Source organism: uncultured Martelella sp. (genome assembly GCF_963677965.2).
In the GTDB taxonomy this organism is placed as follows: domain Bacteria; phylum Pseudomonadota; class Alphaproteobacteria; order Rhizobiales; family Rhizobiaceae; genus Martelella; species Martelella mangrovi.
In genome coordinates this window covers 2,109,107-2,125,368 of the sequence record NZ_CAXXFM010000001.1, presented here as the reverse complement: position 1 = coordinate 2,125,368, position 16,262 = coordinate 2,109,107, and the positions used below count along the sequence as shown (strand labels likewise).

The following is a 16,262-nucleotide window of genomic DNA, read 5'->3' as shown; positions in this document are numbered from 1 at the left end:
CCGGCCGAAAGCGGATCTCCCCCCTTGAGGGGGAGACCTATAGCATATGACTTGCCGCACAGCCCCCAAGTCTTCTCGCCCCGGAGGGGAGAGATGTCGCGACAGCGACAGTGAGGGGGGAACTTATCCACGCGAACGCCCTCACGGATTGAAATGCTGCTTCACCCTCACTGCCCCTTTCGGGGCATCTCTCCCGCAAGCGGGAGAGAGTATATGGAGCGAAATCCAAAGCCATATGCACCCCCTTGAGGGGAGAGACCGATGACGGCTTTTTCAGCCGATCAACCGCGCCGTGTAGATTTCATCGGCGCGAAGCGGCAGAAGGCGGTTGGCCATTTCGTGTTTCAGCGCCTCGTGGCGTTCGGTTTCCTCTGTCGTCTTGTCCTTCTTGCCGCCGAGCCGCACGAATTCCTCCAGAACATGACCGGGCTTGATGACGGCCTCTGCCGTCTTGCCGCGATAGGCAAAGCGGAAAAGATAGGGGCCCGGCGGATCGGTGATCACGTCCTTGCCGCCAAGCGGGCGAAAGACGGCAAGCCGGTTTTCGGTCAGGGCCCGCGTCACCATTTCCAGCGCATCGCGGCCACCCGGTCCGGTAAAGGCGGTCAGCACCGAGATTTCGCGGCGCTCCAGCGGCGCGTCATCCAGCAGCGGAAAGGCCGCCTGCATGGCTTTCAGCCCGTGAACGACACCGCCGGGAAAACCGCCGCCGTGATAGGCCATGATGTCGTCGAAGGAAAAGGTGAGCGCGCGGCCGCCTTCGCTGACCGTGATCGTGTCATGCATCAAGAAAACCCTTCAGATTGGGGATGAACCGGTCGAGAAAACGCGTCGTCGCCGGCATGAAATGCGAACCGTGGTGGAACATCGGGTCCAGCGAGGAGATGATCATTCGCCCCGGCGTCGAAACTTCGTCGATGTAGAAGATCGCGCGGCCCTCGCCGTCACGCACCAGAACCTCTGCGCCCGTCGGCGGCTCAAACCAGCCATGCAGGTGCCAGGTCACGTCGCGGTTCGTCATGCCCGCCATCAGCGGGTGGGCGGGGTCTGCGATCGTGACGCCGAGATCGGCGCCGGGCTCCAGCCACCACCACCAGTTTGTCGGGGTCTGGGTGAAGGCCACATGCGGAAGCCAAAGATGCGAGAGGCTCTCGCCAAGCGCGATCACCGTTCCGCCTGCGGCAAGATGCCGGTCGATAACGGAACGTTGTGCGATCATGCGCTGCGCCGGCGTGCGGCAGGGCACCCAGAGCGTGTCATCATCCCGCAGGCTCTCCCCGAGCGCTTCCGGCGTGGTGACGACGTCGAACGCGGATGCATAGCGCGGCCCCTCGAGACTGCGCGTATGGTAGTAGCAGCCCGATGACGGCAGAACGAGGCGCTTTCGCCGTTCAGGCGCCGATTTGAAGCCAAGATAGCTTTCCGCCGCGCCCAATCGCGCCTGATAGGATTTGACGGCAGGTTTCGCGGTCACTGGATCGGCGCATTCGCCGCCATCGGCCCAGGCAATGATGCGCGCGGCAAGCGTTGCCGGCAGGTCCCATTCGCGCCCCATCGTGGCAAGATCATTACCCGCATGGCTGAATATGCGCCCACCTTCAGGCCGCGCCCAGACCCAGTCAACCGGCACGGCATCCGGACCGAGCCCGTTGACCACGACCGCGCCGTCCGGCGGCGGATTGCAGCCGCGACCGTAAAACCCGGCGACACCCTTGTTGGTTTCGAGTTTTTTCAGATCGATACCGTCAAAGATCGGATGCGCATTGACGGGCGAAAGATCGAAATCCGCCCGTTTCGGCGCAGCAATCGGACGGTACTGCGCCATGCCGCCCAAAAGCGGACGCAGCATATGGCCGTTGAAGAACCAGCGGCCACCGCGATCGAGAAAGGCGGAAAGCGCATCCCTCAAGTCGAGCATTTCGTTCTGGTCGAGCTGGTTGCCGGTGATCAGGCCGCGATGGCCGGTCAGATGCTCGGCGCTGAGATCGGCCTGATCGACAATGCGCACAAGGCCTTCGGCCGCAGCCGCACGGAAGACCTCGGACGGCCCCTCATAGGCCGATTTGACATAAACAACGCTCATCGGAACTCCCTTCCTGCGAAAGCCGGTATGACGGCCTTGCGGGTGCCGCTTTCCGGGCCCGTCAGGTCCACCCAGCGCATGTCGACCCCATAGAGCCGCGCAAGCGCTTCCGGCACGATCATGTCCTCGACCGTGCCGTTCACCTCATGGCCGCCCGGCATCATCAGCAGCACGTCATCGGCCGCGGCCAGCGCATGGTTCGGATCATGGGTGGTAAACAGGATCGCCTTGTCGCGGCGTTCGCGCAGCATGTTCAGGAGGTCGAGCGTTTTCGACTGGTTGCCGAGATCGAGCGCCGAGGTCGGCTCATCGAAGACGAGGGCGGGAGAGCCGGTGGCAAGCGCACGGGCAATGAGGATCATCTGCCGCTGGCCGCCGGACATGCGGTCATAGCGAAGCTCTGCCAGATGCATGGCGCCGACGGTTTCCAGCGCATCTCTTGCGGCTTCGATATCGTCCTTCCCCGGCTGGCCGAAAAGCCCAATCTGAGCAGCATGGCCCATGACCACCACATCGAGGCCGGAAAGTTTCGCCTGCGAGGCGCCGTGCTGGGGCACATAGCCGGCAATCTTCGGTGCGGTGCGCGTGCCCGTCTTCAACGGCTGGAAACCGAGGAGCGCGCGCAAAAGCGTGGTCTTGCCGCGCCCGTTCGGCCCGAAAATGGCCATCGTGCGCCCGACCGGCACGTCAAAGCTCACATCGCGGAAGATCACATTATGACCGAAGGCGACACTGGCGTTTTCAAGTCCGATCATGGCTGGTTTGCTTTCGAGAAATGCCGGCGCAAAAGCAGGCCGAACACCGGCGCGCCGATCAGCGCCGTCAGCACGCCGAGCGGGATTTCCGCCGCCGTCAGCGTGCGCGCCAGCGTATCGACGAAGGTGAGATAGGCAGCTCCCAGAATGGCCGAGGCCGGGATCAGCACGCGGTGATCTTCTCCGACGAGAATGCGCGCGGCATGCGGAATGACGAGGCCGATCCAGCCGACAATGCCGGCAATTGCCACCGAAGTTGCCGTCATCAGCGCCGTGGCGACGAAGATGAACCAGCGCTCGCGATCCGGATTGACGCCGAGCGAGCGCGCCTCGGTATCTTCCAGCGCCAGAAGATTGAGCCGGTAGCGGAAGAGCCACACCGCGATGATGCCGATGGCAAGCCCCGGAAGCCCGAGCCAGAAGCGCGCCCAGGTGGCCGTCGAAAACGAACCCATCAGCCAGTAGACGATGGCGGGCAGCGAGGTATTGGGATCGGCGACAAACTGCACCACGGAGACGAGCGCGGAAAACAGCGCGCCGACCACCATGCCCGAGAGGATGACGGTGACAATCTCGGTGCGCCCGTTGATGCGCGCCAGAAGCCCGACGACAACGAGGGCGGCAAGACCGAAGATGAAGGCCAGCCCCAAAAGCGTGACCCCGGCATAGCCGAGCAGAATGGCAAGCGCGCCGCCAAAGGCCGCTCCCTGGCTGATGCCGAGCACCTGCTGCGAGACCAGTGGATTGCGGAAGACGCCCTGAAGCGCCGCACCGCCAACGGCAAGTGCCGCACCGGAGACGGCGGCGATCAGCACCCGCGGCATGCGCACCAGAAGCACGATCCGCTCGTCGATGTTCTCAAGCGGCGCGGTGGGTGCGGCGATATAGGCGAGAATGATTTCGGCGATCCGACCGGGCGAGACGGCAAACCGCCCCGCGCCGATGGCAAAGATCAGCGCCGCGAACAATGCCGCGAAAAGGCCGACAAAGACGCCGGCCCGCAAGGCACCGGACCCGCCATGAAGGCGGGCGCCGGCTGTCACATCGCTCATGACTTGGCCTTGAACTGATCGTAGTTGGCAGCGCCCTCGTTGAGGTCGGTCCACAGAATGCCGTCAATGTCGTCTTCGGTCAGATCGTAGTCATAGATCTTCGCGTAGGCATCCTTCATTTCGGCGCGCAGGTCATAGTCGAAGACATCCGGATGCAGGATTTCGGCAAGCCACATCCAGGTCAGCGGGCTTTCCGTGTTCGGCGGGTCCCAGCGATAGCCGCCGAGCGGCATGCGGTAGACCTTGTGGTTCTGTGCCGCATTGGTGAGTGACAGGATCGGGTCCTCATAGATGCGCTCAGGCGAAATATCGCTCTCGAAATTGTTGAGCAGGATCACATCCGGGTTCCAGGCGGCAATCTGTTCGGGGTTGATGGTGACGCCGTTGGCCTCGAGATCGGCTGAGGCGCTCCTGCCGCCGGCAAGCTCGATATACCAGGTGTTGTAGTTGTTCTTTGCGCCCGACGCCTTCAGGGTTTCCTCAGCGCGCAACAGGTAGAGCACCTTCGGCTTGTCGGCCTCGTCAATGGCTGCAGCCTTTTCGGCGATATCGCTGGCAACGTCCTCGCGCCATTCGATCAGCGGGCCAATGCGGTCGTCACGGCCCATGGCAACCGCCGACATGGTCATGTAGTCGCGCGCCTTTTCCTCCGTGCCGTAGGAGATCAGCATGGTTGTCAGGCCGGCATTGGTGATCGGGTCGACCAGGTCATTGCCGCGATCGGCCCACTGGATGACGAGATCCGGGTTGGTGGCGGCCAGTTCCTCGACATTGGGAATGAAGTTCGGCGCGGTGATATCGGAGGGGATGTCTTTCGCTTCCGGATAGATCTTGCCGAGAATGCCGTCGAGCACGGCCTGTTTGGCAACCGGGTTCATGCCGACCTGCTTTTCGACACCGCCGTCGATCGCGATCAGCGTCGAGGCCATCGGCATCGGGATCGAGGCGACCCGCTCGGCGGGCTTTTCCAGAACAACCTCACGGCCGGCCTGATCGGTGATTTCAATCGGATCGGCATGGGCAAGGCCCGCGCCGGCCAGAATGAGGGATGCGATGCCGAACGGCACGACGGTCTTCATGAAAAGCTCCTTTGACAAATGGAAGGTAGGAACTTTTACATTAACGTGATTTTTTTGGTCAAGTTTTTATGCAACTGCAGCGCTCTTTCGCCGCAGGCATGCACAAAGAACCATGCGCTCCGTCACACATGAGGATGAGGAAATCCGTTTCGGACCGAGAGATCACTTCCCGCTAGCGCGGCCGCTTTTCCGAATGCAGTTCACCGGTTGTCAGCACCGGCGAAGCGTCGATGCTCTCGGCATCCAGCATGGTCGCGACCCGCTCGAGCGATGCGATCAGCTGTGCCTGTTCCCAGTCCTTCAGCCCCTCGAATGCCTCGACATAGCGCTGCTGCAGCGCGTCCGGCGCACTTTCCACCATGGCCCGGCCGGAATCGGTCACGGTGACATTGGTCTGCCGGCGGTCGGTCTTTGAGGGCACCCGCTCCACCATGCCGCGCGCGACAAGCTTGTCGACCAGCGTGGTAACGGAGGCCTGACGGATGCCCATCTGGGTTGCCAGCGCCTTGGGCGTCACGCTGCCGCGCTCCTCGACAATCTGCAGCACGCGCAGCTGCGCCGGCGTCAGCCGGGCCGACTGCGCCAGATCGCGTTCGTAATTTTCAGTGGCGCGGAGAATCCGCCTGAGCGCAATCAGGCTTTGATCAACGCGGTCAACGGGTGTCGTCGTCATCGCTCCATTATTGCACGAAGTTCAAAGCCTTAGACAGCCAAAAAATCGACATAATTAATTAGGCACAATGAATTTCATGACTATCCATGAGATTCAGGACTTCTCGGCTATTTTATCTGTTTTTCCTTATCTTTATGGTTTTATGACTATTCTCCTCAAAGGGTTGATATTCTCGAAGAGATAATTTACTTAGGAGGCCTAACTAATCGAAATAAGGTCAGACGATGTCCCGGAATATCACCAAGCCCCGATCCAGCATGCCCCGCCTGCGCAAGCCCACTGCAGCGGACGGGGCCCAAATCTGGTCACTTGTGAAGAACTGCAAGCCGCTCGACGAAAATTCGATGTACTGCAATCTCATTCAGGCTGAACATTTCGCGGATACCTGTGTTGTCGCCGAACTTGACGGCGAAATCGTCGGCTGGATCTCCGGCCATCTCATTCCTGCCAAGCAGGAGCTATTCGTCTGGCAGGTTGCCGTCGGCGAAAAGGCCCGTGGCCTCGGCCTCGGCAAGAAAATGCTGTTCGACCTGATCGAACGTGACGTCTGCGACGACATCACCCATATCAAGACGACCATCACCGAAGACAATGACGCATCCTGGGGCCTGTTCAGGAGCTTCACGCGGTCGCTCGGCGGCGAACTTTCAGATGCCCCGCATTATGAGCGCGATACCCATTTCGACGGGCACCACGACACCGAACACATGGTGACGATTACGCTGCCGGAAGCACGCGCCCTCGCAAACGCCGCTTAATACGCGGCCTGTCACTCCCGTTTTTTTTCTGAAATCGCTTCAAGCGAAAGGACGACTCATGCCTATGGACATGATCAAGAATGATGTTTTCAAGCGCCGCGAAAGTGCTGCGCGCTCTTACTGCCGCAGCATGCCGGCCACCTTCACCCGCGCCAGCGGATCGGAAATCTTCGACAAGGACGGCAATCGCTGGATCGACTTTCTGGCCGGCTGTTCCTCGCTGAACTACGGCCACAACGACGCCGACATGAAGGCGGCGCTGATCGAGCATATCTCGTCGGACGGCATTGCCCAGGGTCTTGACCTGCATACCGATACCAAGAGCGATTTCCTCAAGGCGATGGAAACCCACATCCTGAAGCCGCGCGGCATGGATCACAAGGTGATGTTCACCGGCCCGACCGGCGCCAATGCCGTCGAGGCGGCCATGAAGATCGCCCGCAAATCGACCGGCCGCACCAATGTGATTGCCTTTACCAACGGCTTCCACGGCGTCACCATGGGCGCGCTTGCCGCCACCGGCAACGGCTATCACCGCGGCGGCGCTTCGATGGACACATCCGGCGTCACGCGCATTCCCTATGACGATTATGCCGACGGCGTCGACAGTGCAGCGCTTCTGGAACAGATGCTCGCCGATCCGTCCAGCGGCGTCGACGAACCGGCCGCAATCATGTTCGAAACCGTGCAGGGCGAAGGCGGACTGAATGCCGCTTCTCCCGAATGGATCCGCCGCATGGCCGATATCGCGCACAATCACGGCGCGCTGCTGATCATCGACGACATTCAGGCCGGCTCCGGTCGCACTGGCCATTTCTTCTCGTTCGAGGAAATGGGCGTGACGCCGGACATCATCACCATGGCCAAATCGGTTTCCGGTTTCGGCCTGCCGATGGCGCTGGTTCTGGTCCGCCCCGAACACGACGTCTTCGGCCCGGCCGAACATAACGGCACGTTCCGCGGCAATACGCATGCCTTCGTGACCGCCCGCGTTGCCATCGAAAAATTCTGGACCGACGATCGCTTCCAAAAGGAACTGGCCGAAAAAAGCACGATGCTGACCGGCGCGCTTTCCAGGATCGCTGCGGAAATCCCCGCTGCCACGCTGAAAGGCCGCGGCCTGATGCAGGGCGTCGATGTCGGCTCGGGCGAGCTGGCGGAAGAAATCTGCGCCCGTTCGTTCGACAAGGGCCTGATCATCGAGACATCCGGCAATGAGGACCAGGTGGTCAAGGTGCTGGCGCCGCTCACCACCTCCGAAGAGACCTTCAGCGAAGGCTTCGACATCCTCCTTGAGGCCGTCCGCGAGACGATGGCCGCCAAAACCCAGATTGCAGCGGAGTAATTCGCAATGATTGTACGTGACCTGAACGAAATCATCGAAAACGACAAGGACCGCGTGGTCGCCGATGCCAAATGGCGCTCGATCCGGATGCTTCTGGCCGGCGATGGCATGGGCTTTTCCTTCCACATCACCATTCTCGAAGCCGGTTCGGAGCACACCTTCGAATACAAGCACCATTTCGAGAGCGTCTATTGCATCAGCGGCAAGGGCTCGATCACCGATATCGCCACCGGCGAGACCCACCAGATCAAGCCCGGCGTGATGTATGCGCTGAACGAGCATGACCGCCACATCCTGCGCTCCGAAGAGGAGCTGGTGATGGCCTGCTGCTTCAATCCCCCGGTGACCGGCACGGAAGTGCACCGGGAAGACGGTTCCTATGCCCCGGCGGAGGAAAACGCCTGATATCATGTCCCATACTGTCGAAAAGATCGGCGGGACCTCCATGTCCCGCATTGATGAACTCAGCAATACGCTGATCATCGGCAAACGGCGCAAGGCCGAACTCTACGGACGGATTTTCGTGGTCTCCGCCTTTGGCGGCATCACCAATCTCCTGCTGGAGCACAAGAAGACCGGTGAGCCGGGCGTTTATGCGGCTTTCGTCAACAATCAGAGCCATCATGGCTGGCACGATCGGCTGGACCGCGTTGCCGAGGCCATGAAGGAAGCTCACGTCAAGGTGCTGGACAATCCGGCCGATATCGAGCGCGCCGATGCCTTTGTGAATGAACGCATGCTGGGCGCGCGCAACTGCCTGATCGACCTGCAGCGGCTCTGCTCCTACGGCCATTTCCGGCTGACCGAGCATATGAGCCAGATCCGCGAACTGCTGTCGGGCCTCGGCGAGGCGCATTCGGCCTTCGTGACCACGCTGCTGTTGAAGCGCAAGGGCGTGAATGCCCGTTTCGTCGACCTATCCGGCTGGCATGACGAGGGCGATCTCAGCCTCGAAGACCGCATCCGCCAGGGGATCGACGGCATTGACCTGAAAAGCGAAATGCCGATCGTCACCGGTTACGCCCAGTGCCTTGAAGGGCTGATGAGCGAATTCGACCGCGGCTATTCCGAAGTGACATTTTCGCGCCTTGCCGCCCTTTCGGGCGCCAGCGAAGCGATCATTCACAAGGAATTCCACCTGTCGTCCGCCGATCCCGCGCTTGTCGGCGCCGACAAGGTCCGCAAGCTGGGGCGCACCAACTACGATGTCGCCGACCAGCTTTCCAATCTCGGCATGGAAGCCATCCATCCGAAGGCTGCGAAGACGCTGCGCCGCGCCGCCGTGCCGCTGCGCGTGACCAACGCATTCGAGCCGCAGGACCCGGGCACGCTGATTGACGACCGGCCGGCCGAAACGCCGGGCGTGGAAATCGTCACCGGCCTCGACCTCTATACGCTGGAAGTGTTCGAACAGGACATGGTCGGTGTGAAGGGCTATGACGCGGCGATCCTCGATGTTCTGACCCGCCACAAGGTGCGGATCGTCTCGAAGGTCTCCAACGCCAACACCATCACCCATTATGTCGACAGTTCGCTGAAGGTCCTGCGCCGCGTGGAAAAGGACCTGTCGGAACGCTGCCCGTCGGCGGAGATTTCGTCGAGAGCCATTGCCATGGCCTCGGTCGTCGGCCGGGACCTGAGCGGTCTCTCCGTTCTGACGCGCGGCCTTCAGGCAATCGCCGCTGCCGGCCACGAAGCCATCGGCGCCAGCCAGGGACCGCGCAATGTCGACGTCCAGTTCATCGTCGACCGCGACGCGCTCGATCCGGTGATCATCGCGCTTCACCGCGCATTGTCGGAAACCGAACGCCCGGCCCTTTCCAAGGCAGCGTGATCGCCGACACAAGAGCAAGACAAAAGCGATAAGCAAGCCGGCCTTTCGGGCCGGCTTTCGTCATTCAGGCTACTGACAAAGCTCATCCCTCGTTTTTCGTCATACCGGCCTTGAGCCGGTATCCAGGGCCGCTTGTTATGTGCTTTCAGAAAGAGTCTTTGCGCGCAAGGACTTGCGCTTACTAGATTCCGGCTCAAGGCCGGAATGACGGCGGAGAAGGACGCAAAACCACGATTGCTTGCGGGGTTTGTCAATAATCTGAGGCGGCTTTGTCGACAAACCGCTCTCGTCATACAGGCACTCACGTTTCCGCCGCTTCGGCTTTCCCGGTGCTGCCGGACGCATTTTCCCGGTGCAAGCCCCACAGGAAAATCTGCGTTGCCTGTCGCGCCATTTCGGGGATTTCCTGTTCCGTCAGCGGCGGGCGCTGTCCGAGAACGATTGTCAGATAGGTTTCGCCGCGCACCAGCCCCAGAAATTGACTGGCTGTCAGTTCGGGATCGGGGCAGACGATCTCGCCGCGCGCATGGGCTGCCTGCAAAAGCCGTTTCACCCAGTCGAGACTTTTGGCGGGACCGGTGCGGAAGAAATAGGAGACCAGTTCCGGGGAACGCCCGGCCTCCGACACGACGAGCCGGTAAAGCCCGATTGCGCGTGGCTGCGAAAACAGTTCGAGCAAATGCTCCGCAAACTGTGTCAGCGCCCCTTCCAGCCCGGCCTTGTCCGCGTCCTCTTCATGGAAAACGCCGGAATAGAGCTTGGCGGTGCTATCGGCCACAAGCGCCTCGAAAAGCCCTTCCTTGTTGCCGAACAGCGCGTAGATCGTGCGTTTCGATCCCCCGGCCCGCTCGATAATCGCGTCGATACTGGTGGCGGCGAAACCGCGTTCAAGGAACAGTTCTGCCGCTGCGGACATCAGGGCGGCACGGCGGGGATCGTCAGGGCAGGTCTGGGACATCGGACTTTTTGGTTGACATTGGTAATGAATATTACCATATCGTATCGCATGACTGGTAACAAGCGTTACCACCCTCCCTTTAAAGATTCGGGTTTATCCGATGACCGCCGTCACCGCCTCTGCCGCGTCCAGCACGGACACGCCGCCCCAACAGCCTGCCGCCCCCAGACCGGCAGCGCCGCCAGTGCTCGATGCACGCATCGTGGCGACGCTGACAGGCGTACTGATTTCGGCGATGATGTCGGGGCTCAACAGCCGCGCGGGCGGCCTTGCCCTCAGTGATATTCGCGGCGCTATGGGACAGGGGATCGACGGCGGTTCGTGGATCACGTCGTTTTATTCCGCAGGCGAGCTTCTGGTGATGCCGTTTGCGACATGGTTCGCCATCACGCTGACCGTCCGCCGGTTCTACATGATCATGCTTGGCATCACGGCGCTTGTCGCGCTGGTCCAGCCGTTCATCGTCGACCTGCATCTGCTTCTGGCATTGCGGCTGGTTCAGGGCATCAGCGGTGGCGCGCTGATCCCGATCCTGATGATGATGGCGCTGCGGTTCCTGCCGCCGGCCATCCGCCTGCACGGACTGGCGCTTTATGCGCTGACGGCCACCTTCACACCGAATGTCGCGATCTGGGTCGTCGGCCACTGGACCGACGCGGCGGCTGACCTGCGCTGGGTGTCGTGGCAGTTTCTGCCGGCTGCCGCGCTCTGCGCGCTGCTGGTGGGCTGGGGCCTGCCGAGGGAACCGGTCATCTGGCCCCGGTTCAAGGGGTTCAATCTGGCAGGCTTTCTGACCGGCATTCCGGCGCTGTTCCTGCTGGCCATCGCCTTCAGTCAGGGCAACCGGCTGGACTGGCTGAATTCACCGCTGATCTGTTTCTGCCTGATCGGGTCCGCGATCTGCCTTGCGGCCTATATCGCCTCGGAACTGGCACATCCCTCGCCCTTCATCCGCTTCGAACTGTTGGGCCGGCGCAACCTTCAGGTCGGTTTCACAATCTTCTTTATCCTTCTGGGCGTGCTCTATTCCGGGGCGGGCCTGCCGGCGACCTTCCTCGGCGCGCTTCAGAACTACCGGGCGCTTCAGATTGCCCCGATCGGGCTGATCATCGGGCTGCCGCAGATCGTGCTGGGATCGGTGGTGGCGGCCCTGCTCTATCAAAAATGGGTCGACGCCCGCTATGTGCTTGCAGGCGGGCTGGTGCTGATCGGGCTGGCCTGTTTCTGGGGCGCGCAGATTGATCCGAGCTGGACATGGCGGCAATTCGTGCCCGCGCAGATCCTGCAGGCGATCGGTCAACCGATGGCCGTCGTCTCCATGCTGTTTCTCGCCACATCGGTCGTGCAGCCGATGGAAGGACCTTATATCGCCGGTCTGGTGAACACGTTGCGGGCCGCCGGCACGGTGGTGGGCGTGGCCGCGGTCGGACGCCTTGAACTGATCCGCGAACATTTCCACAGTTCGGTGCTTGTGGGCCACGCGGCTGCCGTGTCCGGCCATCTGCCCGCTGCCGCAAGCCCGGATGCGCTGGACGGCATGATCGCAGCGCAGGTGATGACGCTGACGATTGCCGACTGTTACCGCGTGCTCGGCGTGATCGCGCTGCTGCTCGCCCCGCTCGCCCTGCTCAGCCACTACATTCCCGCGCCGATGACCCGCCCCGCGCCGTCGGAAAAATAGCCGCGCCCGCCAATCAGGAAAATCAAGCGATGCCCTTTGCCAAACCGAAAATCGTCGTTCCGGTCGTTGCCCTGCTGCTGCTGGGGACCGGATATTATGTCAATCGCGCGGAGGCGGATTCCCGTCATCAAAGCACCAATGATGCCTATCTCGAGGCCGATTACACCAATGTCGCTCCCGAGGTCTCGGGCCGTGTCGCCAGGCTGCTGGTGGCGGAAAACCAGAAGGTTGAAAAAGGCGACCTGCTGGCCGTGCTTGACGATCACGACCTGACGCTGGAGGTGAACGCCGCCAAGGCCGCACTGGCGGCCGCCGAGGCGACACAGGCGACCCTTGCGGCACAGATTACCCAGCAGCATTCGCTGATCGCGGCCGCGCAATCGAGCCTCGATGCCGATGACGCGGCGCTGATCTTGGCTGAGAGCAAGGAAAAACGCGCCCGCGATATGGCGGAACGCGGAACAGGCACACAAGCCGTGCTGGATGAAATGATCTCAAGCCTCGCGTCCGTGAAGGCGCGACGGGCCGCCGATAGTGCCAATCTTGCCGCCCAGCGCCAGCAGCTCGACATTTATGCCGGCCAGCAGAAATCGGCGCTTGCCGCCGTGCAACAGGCACAGGCCGCGCTCGATCTGGCGGAACTGCGGCTGAGCTATGCCGAGATCAAGGCGCCGGTTTCGGGCACGATCGGCCAGCAGAACCTGCGCATCGGCGATTATGTCACGACCGGTTCGACCGCCATGTCGATCGTGCCGCTGAGCGAGATCTACGTCACCGCGAACTTCCGCGAAACCCAACTGGCGCATGTGCGCGCCGGCCAGCCCGTCACGCTCAGCGTCGATGCGATACCGGGACGGGAATTTACCGGAACGGTGGCCAGTCTCGGGCCGGCCAGCAATGTCAGCTACAGCGCCGTCGCGCCGGCCAATGCCACGGGCAATTTCACCAAGGTTGCGCAGCGGCTTCCGGTCCGCATCGAAATCGCGCCCGGACAGCCGCAGATGGACCTGATGCGTGCCGGCATGTCGGTGATTGCGGATATCGATACGGACATCACACCCGAGAGCAAATCATGACCACACTGAACGAAACCGAAGGCGAAATCCTGACCTTCTGGACCCAGCAGGACCGGATGCACGGCCACCAGCCGCTGGGCCAGTGGCTGTTCGGCGAAATCGAACGCCACGGCATCGAAGGCGCAACGCTTTCCGGTGGGCTGATCGGCCGCGGCCATGACGGCATGACCCATGCGATGACGCTGATGGATGTGGCCGGACAACCCCTGCAGATCACCGTTATCGCATCGACGGAAAAGATCGACAGACTGCTGACCGAACTGTCAGGCCAGAACCTGGCCCTGTTCTACAGCCGCACACCGGCCCGCTTCGCCACGCTCTGACAGTATCGCCGCCCTCACGGACATTGCGGCAGGTCGCTTGTGACAGAGGCAGTTAAGTCAACTTTGAAAATAAATACTATTTAATAAAAATAAAATACGATATATAAAATGCCGGGTACGATCTCTTTGCACGGGAGGAAACGGGATCATGGCTGGCAGGCCGGAGCAGGAGGCGACAGCCGGAGCGCGACTGTCCGAAAAATCCGGTGGCGCCGGACGCAAGGTCATGGCCGGCTGCCTGAGCGAATTCGTCAATGCCATTGTCGGCGGCGAAATGCCGGAAGGTGCCTTGCTGCCGAGCGAGGCGGAACTTATGGCGCGCTTCAAGGTCAGCCGCACGACCCTGCGGGAGACCATGCAGTATATGGTCGCCCAGGGGCTTATCCGGTCCCGCCCGCGGGCCGGAACCGTTGTGCAGCCGCGGGCGGCGTGGAACATGCTCGATCCGCTGCTTCTGGATGCCGCCCTCGACCACGAGCAGGATTTTGCCTTTTACGACGCGCTGCTTCAGGCGCGTGAAGTGCTGGAGCCGGTTTCGGCGCGGCAGGCTGCCACCAATGCCGACAATGCAGCGCTGATTGCGGTGACCGAGGCATTTGAGGCCATGGTCGAAGCCAGCGGCCGCGACACGGAAGCCTGGAGCCAGGCGGACCTCGATTTTCACACTGCTATTCTTGCCGCCAGCGGAAACTGGGTTTTCGTACAGTTCGGCGTGGCCATTCGCGGCGCGCTGCTCGCCAGTTTCCGCCTGACCAACCGCGCCAGCCATTCCTTTGACGATGCGATCGCGCTGCATCGTCAGCTTCTGGAAGCCATCCGGCTGCGGCAGCCCGACGAAGCGGAAGCGGTAATGCGCGAACTGATTGCCCGGGCGCGCGAAGACATGGAACAGGCGCGCCCCGGAGCCGCAGAGGAGCTGAAAACGCGATGAGTGGACGTTTGAAGGACAAGGTCGCAATCATTACCGGCGCTGGACAGGGCATCGGCGCCGCCATTGCCCGCTGTTTCGCGGCAGAAGGCGGGCAGGTGATCGTGGCCGAACGCAATGCCGAGACCGGCGCGGCAACGGCCGCTGCCGTCGGCGGTCTGTTTCAAGAGACCGATGTCACCCGCCAGGCCGATATCGATGCGGTTGTCGCCATGGCCATGGAGCGGTTCGGCCATATCGATGTGCTGGTCAACAATGCCGGTGCGAATGTCTTCTACCGGCCGCACGAAATGCCGCGGGAAGAATGGGCGCGCTGCATGGCGCTCGATCTGGAGGCCTGCTGGGCGATGACCGAAGCCGTGCTGCCGGCCATGCGCAAGCAGCAGCAGGGCTCGGTGGTCAACATTGCCAGTTCGCACGGCTTCAAGATCATTCCGCACACCTTTCCCTATCCGGTGGCGAAACATGGCCTGATCGGCCTGACCCGCGCGCTCGGCATCGAATATGCCGCCGAGGGCATCCGCGTGAATGCCATCGCACCCGGCTATATCGATACCGAAATCGCCCAAACCTATTGGAACGGCTTTGACGATCCGGCCGCCGAACGGCGAAAGGCGGAAGACCTGCATCCGCCGAAGCGGATCGGCCAACCGGAAGAAGTGGCGATGACCGCCGTCTTTCTGGCGTCCGACGAAGCGCCGTTCATCAATGCCGAAACGATCATGATCGACGGCGGACGCTCGGTTGTCTTTCATGATTAGGAACACACTGTTAGCGGAGAAGGCAACCATGACCGAACACCCTGAATGGGTCGCTGTGGACTGGGGCACGTCCAACCTGCGCGTATGGGTCATGGGGCCGTCGGGCGATGTGCTGCAATACCGCGAGAACCCGCGCGGCATGGGCGTATTGAAACCGGAGGCCTTTGCCGGCGTGCTCGGCGAACTGCTGAGCGGGGTCGAGCGGCAAGATACGGCACTGCCGGTCGTCATCTGCGGCATGGCAGGAGCGCGCGAGGGGTGGGCGGAAGCCGGCTATTGCGCCGTTCCCGGTCCGCCGCCCGGTGCAGACCAGAGCATCAGGGTTCCCGCAACCTCACCCGATCTCAAGGTCTTCATTCTGCCCGGCATGTGCCAGCAGGACCCGCCGGACGTGATGCGCGGCGAAGAAACCCAGGCGGCCGGTTTTCTGGCGATGACGCCGGATTTCGACGGGATATTGTGCATGCCCGGCACCCATTGCAAATGGGTACGCTGCGCCGAAGGCACGGTGAAATCCTTCAAGACGACCATGACCGGAGAAGTCTTCTCCCTGCTGCGCGACCACTCGGTGCTGCATCAGGCTCTTGCCGGGCCCGCATGGGACATGGCGAGTTTCGATCAGGCGGCAGAGACGGCCGCCGAAAACCCCGGACAGGCGCTGACCAACCTGTTCTCGATCCGCGCCGACCGGCTTTTGAACGCAGCGCAGACGGGACCGGCACAGCTTTCGGGGATGCTGATCGGCGCCGAAGTGGCGGCATTGCATGAACTCTGGTCGCGCCGGCCGGTGGCGCTGATCGGCAGCGAACGGCTTGCCGATCTCTACGCCCGCGTGCTGACGGCACGCGGCGCCGAAGTGCAGCGCATCGATGCCGAGGCAGTCACCTTGCGCGGCCTGAAAGCCGCCTATGAACAATTGAGAAACAGATTGTGAAAGCCGAAACGGGGCTTGCAAT

17 protein-coding genes are annotated in these 16,262 nt (G+C 61.9%); 10 read left to right on the top strand and 7 right to left on the bottom strand.

Annotation, left to right across the window (positions count from 1 at the left end; all coding sequences use genetic code 11):
- Positions 1-273: 273 nt before the first annotated feature.
- The 6 genes from ACHZCU_RS10000 to ACHZCU_RS09975 form a co-directional block, all read right to left on the bottom strand.
- Positions 274-786 (bottom strand): hypothetical protein, encoded by a 513-nt coding sequence (locus ACHZCU_RS10000; protein WP_319518666.1) that lies wholly within the window; start codon positions 784-786, stop codon positions 274-276.
- Entirely contained in the window at positions 779-2,083 is a 1,305-nt protein-coding gene (locus ACHZCU_RS09995; RefSeq protein ID WP_319518665.1) for a hypothetical protein, read from the bottom strand. The genes ACHZCU_RS10000 and ACHZCU_RS09995 overlap by 8 nt, the downstream gene beginning before the upstream one ends.
- Positions 2,080-2,838, bottom strand: coding sequence for an ABC transporter ATP-binding protein (locus ACHZCU_RS09990; protein ID WP_319518664.1), 759 nt, complete (start codon positions 2,836-2,838; stop codon positions 2,080-2,082). The genes ACHZCU_RS09995 and ACHZCU_RS09990 overlap by 4 nt, the downstream gene beginning before the upstream one ends.
- Positions 2,835-3,890, bottom strand: a complete 1,056-nt coding sequence (locus tag ACHZCU_RS09985; RefSeq protein WP_319518663.1) for an iron ABC transporter permease — start codon at positions 3,888-3,890, stop codon at positions 2,835-2,837. The genes ACHZCU_RS09990 and ACHZCU_RS09985 overlap by 4 nt, the downstream gene beginning before the upstream one ends.
- The gene (locus ACHZCU_RS09980) at positions 3,887-4,969 is read right to left on the bottom strand and encodes an ABC transporter substrate-binding protein (protein WP_319518662.1); all 1,083 of its coding nucleotides are present in this window, start codon (positions 4,967-4,969) and stop codon (positions 3,887-3,889) included. The genes ACHZCU_RS09985 and ACHZCU_RS09980 overlap by 4 nt, the downstream gene beginning before the upstream one ends.
- A gap of 172 nt (positions 4,970-5,141) precedes the next feature.
- Positions 5,142-5,642 carry a MarR family winged helix-turn-helix transcriptional regulator gene (locus tag ACHZCU_RS09975; RefSeq protein ID WP_106310834.1) on the bottom strand — a complete coding sequence of 167 codons (501 nt, stop codon included), beginning with the start codon at positions 5,640-5,642 and terminating at the stop codon, positions 5,142-5,144.
- A gap of 224 nt (positions 5,643-5,866) precedes the next feature.
- On the opposite strand from ACHZCU_RS09975, the gene ectA reads away from it, so the two are divergent.
- The 4 genes from ectA to ACHZCU_RS09955 all read left to right on the top strand — a co-directional run bounded on the left by ectA (position 5,867) and on the right by ACHZCU_RS09955 (position 9,579).
- Complete coding sequence (ectA, locus tag ACHZCU_RS09970; RefSeq protein ID WP_106310831.1) at positions 5,867-6,400, top strand: diaminobutyrate acetyltransferase; 534 nt, start codon at positions 5,867-5,869, stop codon at positions 6,398-6,400.
- A 64-nt stretch (positions 6,401-6,464) separates the two neighbouring features.
- Positions 6,465-7,745, top strand: a complete 1,281-nt coding sequence (ectB, locus tag ACHZCU_RS09965) for a diaminobutyrate--2-oxoglutarate transaminase (RefSeq protein ID WP_394706044.1) — start codon at positions 6,465-6,467, stop codon at positions 7,743-7,745.
- Between the two features lie 6 nt (positions 7,746-7,751).
- A complete protein-coding gene (locus ACHZCU_RS09960) occupies positions 7,752-8,150 on the top strand; it encodes an ectoine synthase (RefSeq protein WP_106310825.1) in 399 nt (132 codons plus the stop codon).
- A gap of 4 nt (positions 8,151-8,154) precedes the next feature.
- The gene (locus tag ACHZCU_RS09955; RefSeq protein ID WP_106310822.1) at positions 8,155-9,579 is read left to right on the top strand and encodes an aspartate kinase; all 1,425 of its coding nucleotides are present in this window, start codon (positions 8,155-8,157) and stop codon (positions 9,577-9,579) included.
- Between the two features lie 301 nt (positions 9,580-9,880).
- On the opposite strand, the gene ACHZCU_RS09950 is transcribed toward ACHZCU_RS09955, so the two are convergent.
- A complete protein-coding gene (locus tag ACHZCU_RS09950) occupies positions 9,881-10,537 on the bottom strand; it encodes a TetR/AcrR family transcriptional regulator (RefSeq protein ID WP_319518660.1) in 657 nt (218 codons plus the stop codon).
- A gap of 100 nt (positions 10,538-10,637) precedes the next feature.
- Between ACHZCU_RS09950 and ACHZCU_RS09945 the strand changes: the two genes are divergently transcribed.
- The 6 genes from ACHZCU_RS09945 (at position 10,638) to ACHZCU_RS09920 (ending at position 16,240) form a co-directional block, all read left to right on the top strand.
- Positions 10,638-12,218, top strand: a complete 1,581-nt coding sequence (locus ACHZCU_RS09945) for an MFS transporter (protein WP_319518659.1) — start codon at positions 10,638-10,640, stop codon at positions 12,216-12,218.
- Between the two features lie 29 nt (positions 12,219-12,247).
- Positions 12,248-13,294, top strand: coding sequence for an HlyD family secretion protein (locus tag ACHZCU_RS09940; RefSeq protein ID WP_319518658.1), 1,047 nt, complete (start codon positions 12,248-12,250; stop codon positions 13,292-13,294).
- A complete protein-coding gene (locus tag ACHZCU_RS09935; RefSeq protein WP_319518657.1) occupies positions 13,291-13,617 on the top strand; it encodes a DUF190 domain-containing protein in 327 nt (108 codons plus the stop codon). The genes ACHZCU_RS09940 and ACHZCU_RS09935 overlap by 4 nt, the downstream gene beginning before the upstream one ends.
- Positions 13,618-13,765: 148 nt before the next feature.
- Positions 13,766-14,548, top strand: a complete 783-nt coding sequence (locus ACHZCU_RS09930; protein ID WP_319518656.1) for a FadR/GntR family transcriptional regulator — start codon at positions 13,766-13,768, stop codon at positions 14,546-14,548.
- The gene (locus ACHZCU_RS09925) at positions 14,545-15,306 is read left to right on the top strand and encodes an SDR family oxidoreductase (RefSeq protein ID WP_319518655.1); all 762 of its coding nucleotides are present in this window, start codon (positions 14,545-14,547) and stop codon (positions 15,304-15,306) included. The genes ACHZCU_RS09930 and ACHZCU_RS09925 overlap by 4 nt, the downstream gene beginning before the upstream one ends.
- A gap of 28 nt (positions 15,307-15,334) precedes the next feature.
- A complete protein-coding gene (locus ACHZCU_RS09920) occupies positions 15,335-16,240 on the top strand; it encodes a 2-dehydro-3-deoxygalactonokinase (protein WP_319518654.1) in 906 nt (301 codons plus the stop codon).
- Positions 16,241-16,262: the final 22 nt, after the last annotated feature.